Source organism: Pannonibacter phragmitetus, from assembly GCF_050510895.1.
GTDB classification, from domain to species: domain Bacteria; phylum Pseudomonadota; class Alphaproteobacteria; order Rhizobiales; family Stappiaceae; genus Pannonibacter; species Pannonibacter phragmitetus_B.
Genome location: NZ_JBNINT010000001.1, coordinates 2924343 through 2940735, shown reverse-complemented (window position 1 = coordinate 2940735; position 16393 = coordinate 2924343). Strand labels below are relative to the sequence as shown.

Genomic DNA, 16393 nt, shown 5'->3' with positions numbered 1-16393 from the left:
ATCACTGGATGAAGGCCCCGCTTGAGCTGCACGCCGGAGATCATCAGCATGACAAGAAGCTATCTTGGAGCTGCGTTGTTTCTGCCCGTCCTCGTGGGCGCGTGTCTGCCTGCACAGGCGCGTGACAAGGTTCAGATTGTCGGTTCGTCGACTGTTTATCCCTTCGCGGCAGCGGTCGCTGAACAGGTTTCCCTTCAAAATGGCGGAAAGTTCCCGGTCATCGAGTCCACCGGCACCGGAGGCGGCATCAAGCTGTTCTGTGCCGGATCCGGGGATGCGACGCCGGATGTGGCAAATGCCTCGCGGCCGATGAAACCGGCCGAGCTGGAGGAATGCCGCGCAAATGGCGTAACCCCGGTTGAAATCCGCTTCGGCTTTGACGGCATTGTTCTTGCTGGCGCCGTGTCCGGGGCTGATATGGATCTTTCCCTCGAACAGGTGTTTCTGGGGCTGGCCCGCAAGGTTCCCGTCGAGGGGAAGCTGCAGGAAAACCCCTTTCAATCCTGGCGTCAGATCAGCGGTGCGTTGCCCGACAAGCGTATTGAAATCCTCGGCCCGCCACCCACCTCCGGCACCCGCGATACATTCGTTGAAATTGCCATGGAACAGGGATGCGCAACAATTGCGGACGCGAGCAGTCTTGGCCTGAAGGGCGCAGCCTGTCATGCGTTGCGGCAGGATGGCTCCTTTCTGGAGACAGGCGAGAACGATGACCTCGTTGTTTCCATGCTGGAGCAGAATCCGAAGGCACTGGGCATCTTTGGCTACTCTTTCCTTGAACGGAACCGCGGCAGCCTGAAACCTGTCAGGATCTCGGGTGTTGAACCGTCCGCAGGGATGATTGCATCGGGGACCTATCCTTTGTCCCGGCCGCTTTATTTCTACGTCAAGAAGGAGCATCTGGGAAAAATCCCGGGGCTCGAGGAATACCTCCTTGAATTTGCGTCTGAAAAAGCGCTGGGGCCGGACGGCTATCTCGCCATGATCGGCCTCATTCCGCTTCCGAAGCATCAGCGGCTTGAAAACGAGAAGCTGGCCGGGGAGCTTGCAGCTGCTCATTGATGCTGCCTTGGCGGCATTGCCGCGCCGTGCAGTACCGTTTTCCTCGGCATGAGCCGCTACGGCCAAAGCTTCTGTGCTGCAGCCGGCAAACAAAATCTCTCAGACCTGCGCTGTCATGCCGCCCGGGGCGGCGCCTTGCGTCCGGATATGTCACAAAACTGCGGTCTTTTTGGCTGGGTTCTTGAAATAATTCATATCTGTCAAAGACTTAAATTGTCACAAAAGTGATATGGAACTGACATAGAAGTCACATCTGAGACCGGTAGGTTCCGCTCGTCGCCAGGGCCTCAGGGGAGGCTGGGTGGCGCGCCCAAAAACCTTGACATTCAAAGGGAGTGGTCAAGTGAAGTTCAAAACCCTCGTAAGCACGGTTGCCCTCGCGGTTGCCGCCACCGCAGTCGCCGGCGCCGCTCAGGCTCGTGACCAGATCCAGATCGCCGGTTCGTCGACGGTTCTGCCCTATGCCTCCATCGTCGCTGAAGCTTTCGGTGAAAACACCGACTTCGCTACCCCGGTTGTCGAGTCTGGCGGTTCTTCCGCTGGCCTGAAGAAGTTCTGCGAAGGCGTTGGTGAGAACACCATCGACATCGCCAACGCTTCGCGTCAGATCAAGACCTCGGAAATCGAGACCTGCGCTTCCAACGGTGTCAAGGACATCGTCGAAGTCCGCATCGGCTACGATGGCATCGTGTTCGCCTCTGACGTCAAGGGCAACAAGTTCGCCTTCACTCCGGCTGACTGGTTCAAGGCTCTGGCTGCTGAAGTCGTCGTGGACGGCAAGGTCGTCGCCAACCCGGCCAAGACCTGGGCCGACGTGAACCCGAACTTCCCGGCTCAGCCGATCCTCGCCTTCATCCCGGGCACCAAGCACGGCACCCGTGAAGTGTTTGAAGAGAAGGTCATTGCACACGGCTGCAAGGACTCCGGCGCTCTGGAAGCCTTCAAGGCTGCTGCTGGCGGTGACGACAAGGCTGCTGCCAAGAAGTGCCTCGCCCTGCGCACTGATGGCGTCTCCGTGGACATCGACGGTGACTACACCGAGACCCTCGCCCGCATCGAAGCCAACAAGGATGGCATCGGCGTGTTCGGTCTGTCCTTCTACGAGAACAACACCGATAAGCTCCAGGTTGCGACCATGAACGACGTTGTTCCGTCGGTCGAAACCATTGCTTCCGGCCAGTATCCGGTCTCCCGCCCGCTGTTCTTCTACGTGAAGAAGGCTCACATCGGCGTGATCCCGGGCCTGAAGGAATTCGCCCAGTTCTTCGTCTCTGACGAGATCGCTGGTCCGTCCGGCCCGCTCGCTCAGTACGGCCTCGTTGCCGACCCCAAGCTGGCTGAAGTCCAGAAGGCGGTTGCCGACGAAAAGACCCTGGGCCAGTAAGCCCAATGGTTCTTGGAGGGGCGGCTTCGGCCGCCCTTCCTGTCATTGCTTCCGGCAAGGCTTTTTCTGATGTCCCTCTCCATCGTTCTTCTGATCATCGCTGCCATGGCTGCTTCCGGCTTCTTTGCCGGCCGCGCCCGTGCGCTGAGCAGTGCCAACGGCGGCGGCCGTGGCCTTCATTCGCTGCCCGGCTACTACGGCTGGCACGCCTCTCTCATGGTTCTGGTGCCGGCGCTCTTTGCTCTTGCAGTCTGGCTTCTGGTTCAGCCTGCTGTCATCAACAGCCGCGTTTCCTCGATGATTGCGCCGCAGTCCGTTGCCGCCAGCTCGCTGGATCTGGTGATGAGCGATGTGCGCCGCGTGGCAAGCGGCCTTGATGCGGCTGTTGCCCAGGGTGCCATGAGCGAAGAGCAGGCCTCTTCTGTCCGCGTGGAGCTGACGGATGTACGTGGCCGCCTCGGCGAGGTGGGGGTTGCCCTTGGCTCTGATGTTTCCTCCGAGACGCTTCGTGCCGCGCAGGTCTACCGCACCATGGCTGCCGCTGGGGATCTCTACCGCAGCATCGTCGTGATTGCAGTGGCGCTGGCCGGGCTGGCTTATGGCCTGTCCAAGGCGCGCGGAGATTTCTGGGCTCGTAACCGGGTCGAGACCATCGTCACCGGCATGCTGATTGCTGCGGCCTCCATCGCGATCCTGACGACGGTGGGCATCTTCCTTTCACTGGTGTTCAACACCTGGGCGTTCTTCGAGCGCTATCCGGCTGCCGACTTCTTCTTCGGCCTGACCTGGAGCCCCAGCTTCGGCGGCGGTTCCTCGCTCGGCATACTGCCGCTGATGTGGGCGACCTTCTACATCTCCTTCATCGCTCTGGCGGTTGCCGTTCCAGTTGGCCTCTTTGCGGCCATCTATCTCTCGGAATACGCCAGTCCGATGGTTCGCTCCGTCGCCAAGCCGCTGCTCGAAGTGCTTGCCGGAATTCCGACGATCGTCTACGGCCTTTTCGCACTGCTGACGGTTGGCCCGCTGCTGGTCGATCTCTTCGGTGAGGGCGGGGCACTCGGACTTGGCTGGATGCAGGGTGGCACTGCCGTCATGACGGCTGGCATCGTGATGGGCATCATGCTGATCCCGTTCATGAGTTCCCTCTCGGACGACATCATCAACGCGGTGCCCCAGTCCCTGCGGGATGGTTCCCTGGGCCTTGGTGCAACCCATTCCGAAACTGTGAAGCGGGTGATCCTGCCCGCAGCCTTGCCGGGTATTGTCGGCGCCTTCCTGCTGGCGGCCTCGCGTGCCATTGGCGAGACCATGATCGTGGTTCTCGGTGCCGGTGCTGCGGCCAAGCTCAGCCTCAATCCTTTCGATGCCATGACAACGGTGACGGCCAAGATCGTCAGCCAGCTGACGGGTGATGCCGACTTTGCCTCACCGGAAGCGCTTGTCGCCTTCGCACTCGGCATGACGCTCTTCGTCATCACGCTGGGCCTGAACATCATCGCCCTCATTATCGTGCGCAAGTACCGGGAGCAGTACGAATGACCGACGCGACCGCTGAAAACCTCGCGGCTTCTGACAGCCGCCCGGCTGCGGCCACCTCGCTGCTGCATGTCAGCCCCCTGACGCGCAAGCGCAATGCCACCGAAGCCCGGTTCAAGATCTATGGCATCGTTGCCATTGCCATTGGCCTCTTCTTTCTGGTGGCGCTGCTCTATGCCATCCTGACGAACGGCCTCTCCGCCTTCTCGCAGACTTTCATCTCGGTCTCGATTCCCCTGCAGGAGCAGGCCATTACCGCGGCCGAGGCTTCGGTGGTCAAGACCTCGAAGTACAATGAGATGATCGACAAGGCGCTGGCAGAGAAGCTCGCTAATGCTGGCATCCAGTCGGACATGAAGCCGGCTGACCTGCGCAAGATGCTGTCGTCCGGCGCTGCCGCGCAGCTGCGCGAGTTCGTTCTCGCCAACCCGCAGGACATCGGCAAGACGGTCTCCTTCGACTTCTACGCCTCATCCCGTGTCGATGGCTACCTGAAGGGCCGCGTGACCCGCGCTGCGCTGGTCAACGACAAGAACCTGGATGCCGCCCATCTGGATATCATCGACAAGCTGGAAGCGGCTGGCACGGTGGTGAAGAAGTTCAACTGGGACTTCATCCTGGGGTCTGATGCGTCAGATTCCCGTCCCGAGAAGGCCGGCCTTGGTCTGTCCATGCTTGGCTCTCTCTACATGATGATCGTCGTGCTGGTGCTGGCTCTGCCGATTGGTGTGGCAGCCTCGATCTATCTGGAAGAGTTCGCTCCGAAGAACCGCTTCACTGACCTCATCGAAGTGAACATTGCGAACCTCGCGGCCGTTCCTTCCATCGTGTTCGGTATCCTCGGCCTCTCTGCTTTCATCCAGTTTGCGCATCTGCCGCAGTCTGCGCCTCTGGTTGGCGGTCTGGTTCTGACGCTGATGACGCTGCCGACCATCATCATCTCGACGCGTGCCGCCCTCAAGGCCGTGCCGCCGAGCATCCGTGATGCAGCCCTTGGCATTGGCGCCTCCAAGATGCAGTCCGTGTTCCACCACGTCCTGCCGCTGGCCATGCCGGGCATCCTGACTGGCACGATCATTGGCCTTGCCCAGGCTCTGGGTGAGACGGCGCCCCTGTTGCTCATCGGCATGGTCGGCTTCATCGCCTCCAACTATCCGGATGGCTTTGCCGCAGGCTTCCTGTCTCCCAACTCCGCCATGCCGGCCCAGATCTACGAATGGGCCAAGCGCGCGGACCCTGCATTCTATGAGCGGGCCTGGGGCGGCATCATCATCCTGCTGGTGTTCCTAATGGTCATGAACATCATTGCCATCATCCTGCGCCGCCGCTTCGAGCGCCGGTGGTAAGGAGGCCCGCCATGAACGACATGAACATGTCCACGATTGTTTCGACGAAAGCCGGCATCATGAACGAGACCAAGATTTCCGCCCGTAAGGTTCAGGTCTATTACGGCGACAAGCACGCCATCAAGGACGTGGACATCAACATTGCTCCGCGCTCGGTCACGGCCTTCATCGGCCCCTCGGGCTGTGGCAAGTCCACGTTCCTGCGAACCCTCAACCGCATGAACGACACCATCGACATCTGCCGCGTCGAAGGTGACATTCTGATCGACGGTGAGAACATCTACGACCCGAAGGTCGATCCGGTGCAGCTGCGCGCCAAGGTCGGTATGGTGTTCCAGAAGCCGAACCCGTTCCCCAAGTCGATCTACGAGAACGTGGCTTACGGCCCGCGCATCCACGGTCTTGCCAAGAACAAGGCGCAACTGGATGAGATCGTATCTGCCTCGCTGCAGAAGGCCGGTCTGTGGAACGAAGTGAAGGACCGCCTTGATGCGCCCGGGACGGGCCTGTCCGGCGGCCAGCAGCAGCGCCTCTGCATTGCCCGTGCCATTGCCGTCAGCCCCGAAGTGATCCTCATGGACGAGCCCTGCTCGGCCCTTGATCCGATCGCCACCGCCAAGGTTGAGGAGCTGATCGACGAGCTGCGCACCAACTTCACCATCGTGATCGTGACGCACTCCATGCAGCAGGCCGCACGCGTGTCCCAGCGCACCGCCTTCTTCCATCTCGGCAATCTGGTCGAGGAAGGGGCAACGCAGGACATCTTCACCAATCCGCAGGACAAGCGCACGCAGGATTACATCACCGGCCGTTTCGGCTGATAACGGATCTTGCGCTCTAGAATTTGAGAGGAACACGACATGTCGGAGCACATTGTCAGCTCGTATGACGAGGAACTGCGCGCACTGGCCGGCCGCGTTGCGGAAATGGGTGGCCTTGCCGAGAAGCTGGTGAATGACGCGGTCTCCGCCCTGCTGACGCATGATCTGGCCAAGGCGCAGGCGACAGTTCAGGCTGATGCCAAGCTGGACGAGATGCAGCAGGAAATCGAGGCGAAGTTCATCCGTATCGTCGCCCTGCGCCAGCCGATGGGACAGGACCTGCGTGAGATCATGGCCGCAGGCCGCATTGCCAACGATCTGGAACGCGTCGGCGACCTGGCCAAGAACATCGCCAAGCGTGTCATCGCCATCGACGGTATCTTCAATTCCAAGAAGGCCGCATTCGGTGTCGAACATATGTCCGATCTGGCACTCAACCAGCTCAAGTCGGTGCTGGATGCCTATACGGGCCGCGATGCCGAAGCCGCCAGGGCTGTGCGCGAGCGCGATGATGAAGTGGATGCCATCTACACCTCGCTGTTCCGCGAGCTCTTGACCTACATGATGGAAGATCCGCGCAAGATCACCCAGTGTGCCCATCTGTTGTTCTGTGCCAAGAACATCGAGCGCATTGGTGACCATGCCACGAACATCGCCGAAAACGTCTACTTCATGGTGACGGGTGACCAGCTGCTGGAAGCCCGCCGGAAGATCGACGAGATGGGCATTGCCGAGAACGAAGGCGCCTGATCCGCCTGCCAGTGATCTCCGGAGCATACTGCCATGCCGAAGGTTCTTATCGTTGAAGACGAAGAGCCCCTGAGCCTCCTGCTGCGCTACAACCTGGAAGCGGAAGGTTATGACGTCGACTCCTGTGACCGGGGGACGATGCCGAAATCCGGCTGCGGGAAACGCAGCCGGACCTCCTGCTGCTCGACTGGATGCTGCCGGGGCTCTCGGGCATCGAACTTTGCCGCCGGGTCCGGGCCCGCTCCGAGACCGAGCGCCTGCCGATCATCATGCTGACGGCACGCGGCGAGGAGGCCGAGCGTATTCGTGGCTTGGCCACGGGCGCAGACGACTATGTGGTGAAGCCCTTCTCGATCCCCGAGCTGATGGCGCGCGTGCGTGCCATCCTGCGCCGGGCCCGTCCGGAAGTGGTGTCGACCATGCTGCGGTCCGGTGACCTGGAGCTCGACAAGGAAACCCACCGGGTCCGCCGCAATGGCAAGGAGATCCATCTGGGGCCGACGGAGTTCCGCCTGCTGGAGTTCCTGATGACCTCACCCGGCCGTGTCTTCTCCCGCGAGCAGCTGCTGGATGGTGTGTGGGGGCATGACGTTTATGTGGACGAGCGCACCGTTGACGTTCACGTCGGGCGCCTGCGCAAGGCGATCAACAAGGGCAAGGTGAAGGACCCGATCCGCACCGTGCGTGGCGCGGGTTACGCCTTCAACGACCAGTTTGCCGTGGCCAGCTGATCGGCTCTGCTGTAGTTATTTTGAAAAGGCCCGCCATTCGTGCGGGCCTTTTTGCTTTTGAGATGCATGCTGCGCCGCCGTCACCCGCCTTGTCATCCCGAAGAAAGTGGGGATCCAGTACGCCCGGTCTGCAAATCTCACACTCAGGGGGACTGGATCCCGGTCTTGCCGCTGTGCGGCAAACCGGGATGACTCCGGTGACGTTTCCATGCCGGTTCACGGCCGCTCTGACAGAGCCTTTGCGTTGCCGTTCGATGTCTTTCAGAAAAAATGCCACTGCGTCTGGCCAACAAAAAGCCTGCCGCAGCGGGCAGGCTTGATTGGGCGAGGGAGCCGTTTGGGGTGCTGGTTGGCCCCCTCAAAAGCATCAGCCGCGAAGGGCTTTCTTGTCCGGAGCTGCGCGGCGGCGGTCATTGACCGGCTGGTAGGCAATCCGGCAGTGCTGCGGGCAATAGGGAACGCCAGGCTCCGAATGGCGGCCGCAGAAATAGAAATCGGAAGAGGACGGATCACCGATCGGCCATTTGCATGTGCGCTCGGTGAGGGTGAGGATCGTGGCGCGCTCGGTGAAGGGCACCAGCTCGGCCAGCGGGGCTGCTTCCACGTCGATGGCCACATCTTCCTGCGGTGCCATCTTCAGGGCCGTAGCGCCGCGCATCTGCGGCGTGGCAGCCGAAGGCGTACGGATCGTGGAGGTCGCCTGCACCATGGTCTGCTGTGGCGCAGCCGTTGCAGAAACCGGCGCAGTGGCCGTACGCGGGCGGCGCTGCTTGGTGACAGGGGCTGCCGTTTTGGCACGGCCCGAAAGGCCAAGGCGGTGAACCTTGCCGATGACAGCGTTGCGCGTGATGCCGCCAAGCTCGGCAGCAATCTGGCTCGCACTCAGACCGTCCGTCCAAAGCTTCTTCAAGAGATCTACGCGTTCGTCAGTCCAGCTCATCTGTCGCACCCCGTACGTTTGCGGCTGTAGAATTTTACGCATTAACCATGAATTAAGGCACGCGTGTTCCGCGCCTTAGTGGCCATATCCAGTATGATTTGGTGAACTACAGCACGACATGTCGTATCCGACTGGTTGGACACTACAATGGGCGGCGAAGGCGAGGCAAGTTGGGGGCAAACATGAACCGGGGACGAAACGACTTTTCCCCAGATAACCGGGGTTGACTTTTACCATCTGCGGTAATGGCGGAAATGCGCCATTTGCATTGACACCCCCATGCTAGACCGTTGTATAAACGGTCCTTGTTCGGTGTGCCGCCTGTGAGGGCGGCACAGTTCGTTTTGAGAACCCGTTGATGGTAGACGCCCTGGCATGAACCTTATGCGGAAGGCGCGCTTAACTACCTGAAGGAGCAAGGGAAATGACTGCGTCGGCACTTTTCGGCACATACGCACGGGCGGACTTCGATTTCGTCCGCGGAGAAGGCGTCTGGCTGGAGACCGCTGACGGGCGACGCTTTCTCGACTGCGGATCGGGAATCGCGGTGAATGCCCTTGGTCATTCCCATCCTCATCTCGTCAATGCGCTGAAAGAGCAGGCCGAGAAGCTGTGGCACATCTCCAACCTCTACAAGGTTGCGGGGCAGGAAGAGCTTGGCCAGCGGCTGGTGGATGCCACCTTTGCGGACCGGGTGTTCTTCTCCAATTCCGGCGCCGAGGCGATGGAAGCCTGCATCAAGACGGCGCGGCGCTATCACTACGTGAATGGCCGTCCGGAACGGATCGGCATCATCACCTTTGAAGGCGCTTTCCATGGCCGGACCATTGCCACCATCGCGGCAGGGGGTCAGGCCAAGTATATGGAAGGCTTCGGCCCGAAGGCACCGGGCTTCGATCAGGTCAAGACCGGCGATCTGGACGCGCTGAAGGCGGCCATCGGCCCCACCACCGCAGCGCTCTGCATCGAGCCCATTCAGGGCGAAGGCGGCGTGCGCGAGGTGGATGCAGAGTTCCTGCGCAAGCTGCGCGAGATCTGTGATGACGAAGGCCTGCTGCTGATTTTCGACGAGATCCAGACGGGTGTTGGCCGTACGGGCAAGCTCTTTGCCTATGAATGGGCGGGCATTACCCCGGATCTGATGGCGGTGGCCAAGGGCATCGGCGGCGGTTTCCCCATGGGGGCCTGCCTTGCCACGGAAGCTGCTGCTGCCGGCATGGTTCCCGGTACGCATGGCACCACCTTTGGCGGCAACCCGCTCGCCATGGCCGTCGGCAATGCGGTGCTGGATGTCATTCTTGCGCCAGGCTTCCTGGAGGAAGTGCAGCGCAAGGGCTTGCTGCTGAAGCAGAGGCTGGCTGCCGTGATCGACGCTCATCCCAAGGTGTTCGAGGATGTGCGCGGGCGCGGCCTGATGCTCGGCATCAAATGTGTTCGTCCGAATACGGAAGTTCTGGCCAAGGTGCGGGCCCACGGCTTGCTGGTGGTTCCCGCCGGTGACAACGTGCTGCGTATCCTGCCGCCGCTGACGATCACGGATGAGGAAATCGGCGAGGCTGTGGCCCGCATCGAGGCGGCCGCAGCGGCCGTTGAGGCCGATCTGGCCAAGGAAGGGGATGGGGTGTGAACATGTCTGCGAATGGGCGTCATTTCCTCGATCTGACGCAGTTTGACGGTGAGGAACTGCGCGGAATTCTGGCTCTCGGGCGCAAGCTGAAAGCTGAGCGCAACGGTGTGCGCCGCGGTGAAGGTCCGCTTGCCGGCAAAGTGCTGGCGATGATCTTCGAGCAGCCCTCCACCCGCACCCGCATTTCCTTCGACGTGGGCATGCGTGAACTTGGCGGCGAGACGCTGATGCTGACTGGCGCGGAAATGCAGCTGGGCCGGGGCGAGACCATCGCCGACACGGCCCGGGTGCTGTCCCGCTTCGTTGATGCCATCATGATCCGTATCCTCAACCATGATGACCTGACCGAGCTGGCGGAAAATGCCACCGTTCCGGTCATCAATGGCCTGACGAAGCGCTCGCATCCCTGCCAGATCATGGCCGATCTGATGACCTTCGAGGAGCATCGCGGCTCCATCAAGGGTAAGTCCGTGGCCTGGACCGGCGATAGCAACAACGTATTGGCTTCCTGGGTCCATGCGGCTCCGCGTATGGACTTCGAGCTGCGTATTGCAACGCCGCCGGAACTGGCCCCGCCGTCTGCGCTCATTGACGCCGCGCGTGCGGAAGGCGCCTCGATCATCGTCACCGATGATCCCTTCGCCGCCGTCAAGGGCACCGATTGCGTCATCACCGACTGCTGGGTGTCCATGGGCGATGAGGACGAGGCAACCCGTCATAACTTGCTGAGCCCCTATCAGGTCAACAAGCGCCTGATGGCGGAAGCGCACGCAGATGCCCTGTTCATGCACTGCCTGCCCGCGCATCGCGGCGAGGAAGTGACGTCGGAGGTAATGGACGGACCCAATTCTGTGGTCTTTGACGAGGCCGAAAACCGGCTGCATGCCCAGAAGGGCATTCTGGCTTGGTGTTTCAACGGCCTTTGAGGACGTAAACGTGGCACTTGATCTAGCATCCTTCGGCGTGACGCCTGCGGGCCCTGATGCCGTCCGGCCCTTCTCTGTAGAAGGGCTGGATGTGCGCGGCCGCGCCGTAGCGCTTGGCCCCATTCTGAACCAGATCCTTGACCGGCATGACTATCCGGCGCCGGTCGCCCGTCTGCTGGGCGAAGCCATTGCGCTCACAGCATTGCTCGGCACTTCGCTGAAATTCGAGGGCCGGTTCACCCTGCAGACCCAGACCGATGGTCCGGTGAACATGCTGGTGGTGGACTTCTCCTCGCCGGACGCCATCCGTGCCTATGCCCGCTTCGACGCGGAGGCCTTTGCGCCAGGCGGGGCAGGGGAGAACGGCGATGCGGCTGCCCTGTTAGGCCGTGGCCATCTGGCGATGACCATCGACCAGGGCAAGCACATGCAGCGCTATCAGGGGCTGGTGGAGCTGGACGGCATTTCGCTGGAAGAGGTAGCACGCCGCTACTTCGCCCGCTCCGAGCAGATCCCGACCGAAGTTCGCCTTGCTGTTGGCCGTCTCTTCACACGCCGTGAAGGTGAGGCCCCGAGTGAGAAGTGGACTGCTGGCGGCATTCTGGTGCAGTTCCTGCCCGAGGCGCCGGAACGCATGCGTCAGGCCGATCTCCACCCCGGAGACATGCCGGAAGGCGCTGAAGAGCACAGCATTGATGAGGACGATGCCTGGACCGAGGCCCGCAGCCTCACCGGCACCGTGCGCGATGATGAGCTGACCGATCCGGACATCCCGGTCGAGGAACTGCTGTTCCGCCTGTTCCATGAGCGGGGCGTGCGCCTTTTTGACGCCCAGCCCATTGCCGACCGCTGCCGCTGCTCGCGTGAGAAGATCGAAGGCATCTTCCAGAGCTTCTCCGAAGAGGAGAAAGCGGAGATGGTTGTCGACGGCAAGGTGGTGGTGACCTGCGAATTCTGCAGCGCCGTCTACGAGTTCAAGGCTGAAGCCGTCTGAATGAGCTGTAAGGTGCCCGCCCTGTTGAGGGCGGGCGCTTTTTTAGGCTGCCTCCGGCCCTGCAATGACGGCGCCTTCCGTCCTATTGCTTTCCAGAAGCTTCCCGATCAGGCCGGAACTGCGGGAGCGGGCAAGAAATGCGTTGAGCGCCTCGATCAGGCGGGGATCCCTGCCTGCGGGCACACCGAGGGCCTGCTTGATCACCATGAAACGCTCGGGCAGCAGACGCAATCCCGGCACGCGCCGCTGATCTGCTTCCAACTGCTGGCGGACGCCGGCCGCGACTTCCAGGTTCTCACGCATGAAGAAGTCCACCACCTCTTGTGATGTCGTGACTTTCTCAAGGGTGGCTGAGGTGATGGCGCGGCTGAGATAAAGGTCATAGGCGCTGCCACGTCCCACGGCGATCCGGATGCCCGGACGGTCCACTTGGTCCAGTGCCGTGATGGGCGAGTTCTCGCGCACCAGATACCAGCCCTCGATCAAGAGCCAGGGGTTAGTGAAGGCAACCACCTCTGCCCGTGCCGGATCGACCGCGAAGAAACCGATGTCGGCGCGCTCCTCAGCCACCAGAGCCACGGAGGCCGCAGCATTCGTGACCGGCAGAAGCTCAAGCTCAAGCCCGCGTTCGGCGGCAAATGCACGGGCAAAGTCAACCGAGACGCCAGCTGGGTGCTGCCCTTCGCCTGGCCTTGTCAGGATTGCGTTCCCGGTGTTGATCACCACCCGCAGCACCCCTGATGGAGCGAAAAGAGCGTTCAGGCCGTCATTGGTCATTAGGCTTCTCCCTGGATGCGGCTGGTCTCAATCGCCTCAACAACACGCGCAGTGAAGGCGGTCGTTCCGAGCGGGCCACCCATGTCGCCGGTTCTCCATTCCGGAACAGCGATAACACGTGTGACCGCAGTTTCAATCAATCTGGCGGCCTCATCCAGCAAGACGTCCTGCCGCCGCTCCGCCAGCCAGCGCAGAAGCATGGCCGCGGAATTGATCAGGGATGCTGGGTTTGCCCGGTCCTGCCCTGCAATCGAAGGGGCTGAGCCGTGCTGGGCCTGTGCCATTGCATGATCCGTCCCCGAGTTCAGCGAGGCTGCCAGCCCAATGCTTCCAGCGATTTCGGTCGCCTGATCCGAAAGTATGTCGCCGAACATGTTTGTCGTTACGATCGTGTCAAAGGCGGAAGCGTCGCGCACCAGTAAAGCCGCCATTGCGTCGACAAGGACTTCCTCCACCTGAACATCGGGGTAGGCCTTGGCCGTCTGGCGTGTGCAGGACAGGAACAGCCCGTCGCTGATGCGCAGGACATTTGCCTTGTGCACCACGGTCAGCTTGCCGCCGCGCTGACGCGCCATTCGGAAACCAGCTTCGGCAATTCGCAGTGAACCTTGACGTGTCACCTTGCGCATGGCGATGGCCACATCCTCGGTGGGCATGAACTCTCCCGTCCCGGCGAACATGGTGCGGTCGGCGTAAAACCCCTCGGTGTTTTCCCGAACGATGACCAGATCCACCGGAACACCGCAGCGGGCGGGAAAATCGGGATGTGACTTCGCCGGGCGGATATTGGCAAACAGGTCCAGATGTTTGCGCAGATGCCCAGACGGATTGATGCCGCCTTCCGGCGCGGGCGGATAGTCGTTGTGGGACACCGGGCCCAGGATCACGCCATCTGCTGCCCGCGCCAGCTCAAGCAGACCATCAGGGAAGGTGGTGCCTTGCGCGGCGAGCGGACGCAACCCCACCTCGGCGCGGTTCATCTGAAACCGCAGGCCAAGCTGGCGCTGCACAGCCTCCAGCACCTTGAGCGTAGCCTCGGTGATTTCGGGACTGATGCCATCGCCGTCGAGGACCAGCAGGGAAACGGGTGCAGATGGCTGGGCAGTCATGTTCGGCTCCAGTGTTGAGTTCGATCCTGCATATATCCATTTTTAAATTTAAAAATGCAATGTCAAAACAGGGGCGCCGTGATAGGGTGCAATCCTGTTCTCACACGCATAGCCAAAGCACTGCCCTTGACCGCTTCGTCCACCTCGCGCAGCAGCATAAGTTCCCATCTGGCGACCGATATTGCGGCCTTCATCGAGGCCGAGTCGCTGCCCGCAGGAGCGCATCTGCGCACCGGCGAGCTGGCGCGCCGTTTCTCGGTGTCCCGCTGGCCGGTTGAACAGGCGCTGAAACAGCTGGCCGAGGCAGGACGTGTCAGGCACGAGCCAAATCGCGGCTTCTTCGTTCGCGATGCAAGTTCAGCAGGTCTCCCGGTGGCGCAGGATCCAATCCATGCGGCCTATCTGAAACTGGCAGGCCTGCTGGCCAGCCGGACCATAGGGCCGAGGGTGACGGAGCAGGAACTCCGCGACCGGTTTGCGCTAACGAAGAGGCAGACAGCGGATCTGATGGGCCGCATGATCCGAGAAGGCATTGCCGAGAAGCGGGCAGGCTATGGTTGGGACATCAACACCGAACTGACTGCGCCGGATGCTCTGGCCCATACAACACAGTTGCGGCTGATCCTTGAGCCTGGCGCCCTGCGGCTTCCGGGTTACCGTTTGCCCCAGGAGGACATTGCGCGGTTACAGCGCGTGGAGCACGATTTGCTGGAGGGCGGCATCGACCGTGTTCCGCCCGATACGCTCTACCTGCGCGGAGCGCAGTTCCACGAGACGCTGATGACGGGCGCGGGAAACCCGTTCATGCTGCAGACCCTCGTGCGCGTCAACCGGTTGCGACGTCTGCTGACCTATCAGGCAATGGAGGATCGGGAGCGCTATTACCGGCAGGCCCGGCAGCACTTGCGCATTCTCGAATTGCTCGAGACAGGGGATTGCGAGGGCGCAGCACAGGAGATGGAGCACCATCTCCGTCAGGTGCGTGACAGCCTGTCGGCCCTTGGTTTCATTGTGCCGCAGGACAGCTCAGAGCTTTCTTGAAAGACGACGCGGCGGCTCTGGAAAGGCAGGCCGCCGGATCTATAATGGCAGGTATGAACCTTGCCTTGCCCGCCACGCCGCCGCTTCCCCCTGTTGTCCATCATCCGGCCTATTGCGCCGAACTGCCCGAGGAGCATCGTTTCCCCATGAACAAGTTCCGCCGTGTGGCGGAGCTGGCAATGGCGGAGGGGCTGGTGCCGGGCGGCAAATTCATGAAGCCACGCGCAGCTCCTGCGGAGTGGGTGAGGCTGGCTCATGACCCGGCCTATGTGGAGCAGGTGTTCAGCACGGACGTGCCGCCTGCCATTGCCCGTGAGATCGGTTTTCCGATGACGCAGAGCATCGCCTTGCGCGGGCGTTGCGCCACCGGAGGGTCGGTGCTGACCGGCTATTTGGCGCTGGAGCACGGCCTTGCCTGCAACACGGCAGGCGGCAGCCATCATGCCCGCAAGGCGCATGGCGCGGGCTTCTGCGTATTCAACGATGTTGCCGTGGCCATCCGCGTCATGCAGGCCGATGGCGTTATCCGCCGGGCGCTGGTGGTGGACCTGGATGTGCATCAGGGCGACGGCACGGCAGATATCTTCGCGGGAGATCCGTCCGTCTTTACCTTCTCCATGCATGCGCAGAAGAACTACCCGGTGCGCAAGGTGCCTTCGGACCTTGACCTGGGGCTCGACGACGGGCTGACGGACGCACCCTATCTGGACCTTTTGGCAGAGCATCTGCCGCAGGTGATAGAGCGGGCTGAGCCGGATATCGTTTTCTACAATGCCGGGGTTGATCCCTTTGCGGGCGACAAGCTGGGGCGTCTGGCACTCAGTCACGAAGGCCTGCGGTTGAGGGACGAGCATGTCATCCGAACCGTGCGCCGTCTGGGCCTGCCGCTGGCCGGTGTACTCGGAGGTGGCTATTCCACCGACATTGATGAACTGGCTGGGCGCCACCTCACACTTTTGCGGGCGGCGGCCATTGTCAGCCAGGAGGCGCCTGTAACGTCAGTTTGACCGGCTTGCCATCAGCCGCATGACCAGCCACACCGGCACCACCACGACAGCGCCAAGCACCAGATAGCGCCAGACCTGTTCGATGGCTGAAAAGCCCATGTTCCAGAGGCGTTGGACGAAGGAGATCAGCAGGTCGAAAAGACCAAGGGGATCAAGGTTCAGCGCCGACAGGATGACGCCCACCACCAGTGACAGAAACACGAGGCGCAGCAGCACCCGCGCCGGACTGTCACCCAGAAACTTGTTGAGGCCACCGGACATGCGGAACTCCCTTGAAGCAGCGTCTGCGCCTCAACATAGGGATTCGACTGCTGTTCCGCATCCCCAATGTGAGATCAGACG

General features: G+C 61.5%; 15 protein-coding genes and 1 pseudogene. 12 read left to right on the top strand and 4 right to left on the bottom strand.

Translation table 11 applies throughout. From position 1 onward, the window contains the following. The first annotated feature begins 48 nt into the window (after positions 1-48). The 7 genes and pseudogenes from ACQB61_RS13945 (at position 49) to phoB (ending at position 7630) form a co-directional block, all read left to right on the top strand. On the top strand, positions 49-1062 hold the full coding sequence (locus ACQB61_RS13945; RefSeq protein ID WP_430513105.1) for a substrate-binding domain-containing protein: 1014 nt from the start codon (positions 49-51) through the stop codon (positions 1060-1062). A gap of 343 nt (positions 1063-1405) precedes the next feature. Then, on the top strand, positions 1406-2446 hold the full coding sequence (locus ACQB61_RS13940; protein ID WP_430513104.1) for a substrate-binding domain-containing protein: 1041 nt from the start codon (positions 1406-1408) through the stop codon (positions 2444-2446). Between the two features lie 69 nt (positions 2447-2515). Then, positions 2516-3985, top strand: coding sequence for a phosphate ABC transporter permease subunit PstC (pstC, locus tag ACQB61_RS13935; RefSeq protein WP_430513103.1), 1470 nt, complete (start codon positions 2516-2518; stop codon positions 3983-3985). After that, on the top strand, positions 3982-5328 hold the full coding sequence (gene pstA, locus ACQB61_RS13930) for a phosphate ABC transporter permease PstA (RefSeq protein ID WP_430513102.1): 1347 nt from the start codon (positions 3982-3984) through the stop codon (positions 5326-5328). Before pstC ends, pstA begins: the two co-directional genes overlap by 4 nt. A gap of 20 nt (positions 5329-5348) precedes the next feature. Continuing rightward, a complete protein-coding gene (gene pstB, locus ACQB61_RS13925; protein WP_430514373.1) occupies positions 5349-6149 on the top strand; it encodes a phosphate ABC transporter ATP-binding protein PstB in 801 nt (266 codons plus the stop codon). Between the two features lie 39 nt (positions 6150-6188). Then, the gene (gene phoU / locus ACQB61_RS13920; RefSeq protein WP_430513101.1) at positions 6189-6899 is read left to right on the top strand and encodes a phosphate signaling complex protein PhoU; all 711 of its coding nucleotides are present in this window, start codon (positions 6189-6191) and stop codon (positions 6897-6899) included. A gap of 33 nt (positions 6900-6932) precedes the next feature. After that, positions 6933-7630 (top strand): annotated as a pseudogene (phoB, locus tag ACQB61_RS13915) (phosphate regulon transcriptional regulator PhoB). A gap of 367 nt (positions 7631-7997) precedes the next feature. On the opposite strand, the gene ACQB61_RS13910 reads toward phoB, so the two are convergent. Next, the gene (locus tag ACQB61_RS13910; RefSeq protein ID WP_430513100.1) at positions 7998-8570 is read right to left on the bottom strand and encodes a GcrA family cell cycle regulator; all 573 of its coding nucleotides are present in this window, start codon (positions 8568-8570) and stop codon (positions 7998-8000) included. Positions 8571-8994: 424 nt separating this feature from the next. Here ACQB61_RS13910 and ACQB61_RS13905 point away from each other — a divergent pair, with 424 nt between their 5' ends. From ACQB61_RS13905 to ACQB61_RS13895, 3 genes are read left to right on the top strand one after another with little or no spacing between them, the layout of a single operon-like run. Then, complete coding sequence (locus ACQB61_RS13905) at positions 8995-10197, top strand: aspartate aminotransferase family protein (RefSeq protein ID WP_430513099.1); 1203 nt, start codon at positions 8995-8997, stop codon at positions 10195-10197. A 2-nt stretch (positions 10198-10199) separates the two neighbouring features. Beyond that, the gene (gene argF, locus ACQB61_RS13900; protein ID WP_430513098.1) at positions 10200-11123 is read left to right on the top strand and encodes an ornithine carbamoyltransferase; all 924 of its coding nucleotides are present in this window, start codon (positions 10200-10202) and stop codon (positions 11121-11123) included. A gap of 10 nt (positions 11124-11133) precedes the next feature. Beyond that, the gene (locus ACQB61_RS13895) at positions 11134-12117 is read left to right on the top strand and encodes an Hsp33 family molecular chaperone (protein WP_430513097.1); all 984 of its coding nucleotides are present in this window, start codon (positions 11134-11136) and stop codon (positions 12115-12117) included. A 42-nt stretch (positions 12118-12159) separates the two neighbouring features. On the opposite strand, the gene ACQB61_RS13890 is transcribed toward ACQB61_RS13895, so the two are convergent. Continuing rightward, a complete protein-coding gene (locus ACQB61_RS13890; RefSeq protein ID WP_430513096.1) occupies positions 12160-12894 on the bottom strand; it encodes a transporter substrate-binding domain-containing protein in 735 nt (244 codons plus the stop codon). Then, positions 12894-14003, bottom strand: a complete 1110-nt coding sequence (locus ACQB61_RS13885; protein WP_430513095.1) for an isocitrate/isopropylmalate dehydrogenase family protein — start codon at positions 14001-14003, stop codon at positions 12894-12896. The genes ACQB61_RS13890 and ACQB61_RS13885 overlap by 1 nt, the downstream gene beginning before the upstream one ends. 126 nt (positions 14004-14129) lie before the next feature. On the opposite strand from ACQB61_RS13885, the gene ACQB61_RS13880 reads away from it, so the two are divergent. Further along, on the top strand, positions 14130-15044 hold the full coding sequence (locus tag ACQB61_RS13880; protein ID WP_430513094.1) for a GntR family transcriptional regulator: 915 nt from the start codon (positions 14130-14132) through the stop codon (positions 15042-15044). A 44-nt stretch (positions 15045-15088) separates the two neighbouring features. After that, on the top strand, positions 15089-16051 hold the full coding sequence (locus tag ACQB61_RS13875) for a histone deacetylase family protein (RefSeq protein ID WP_430513093.1): 963 nt from the start codon (positions 15089-15091) through the stop codon (positions 16049-16051). Here ACQB61_RS13875 and ACQB61_RS13870 read toward each other — a convergent pair. Then, on the bottom strand, positions 16043-16312 hold the full coding sequence (locus ACQB61_RS13870; protein ID WP_430513092.1) for a DUF6460 domain-containing protein: 270 nt from the start codon (positions 16310-16312) through the stop codon (positions 16043-16045). The two genes, ACQB61_RS13875 and ACQB61_RS13870, sit on opposite strands and share 9 nt — an antisense overlap. Positions 16313-16393 lie beyond the last annotated feature (81 nt).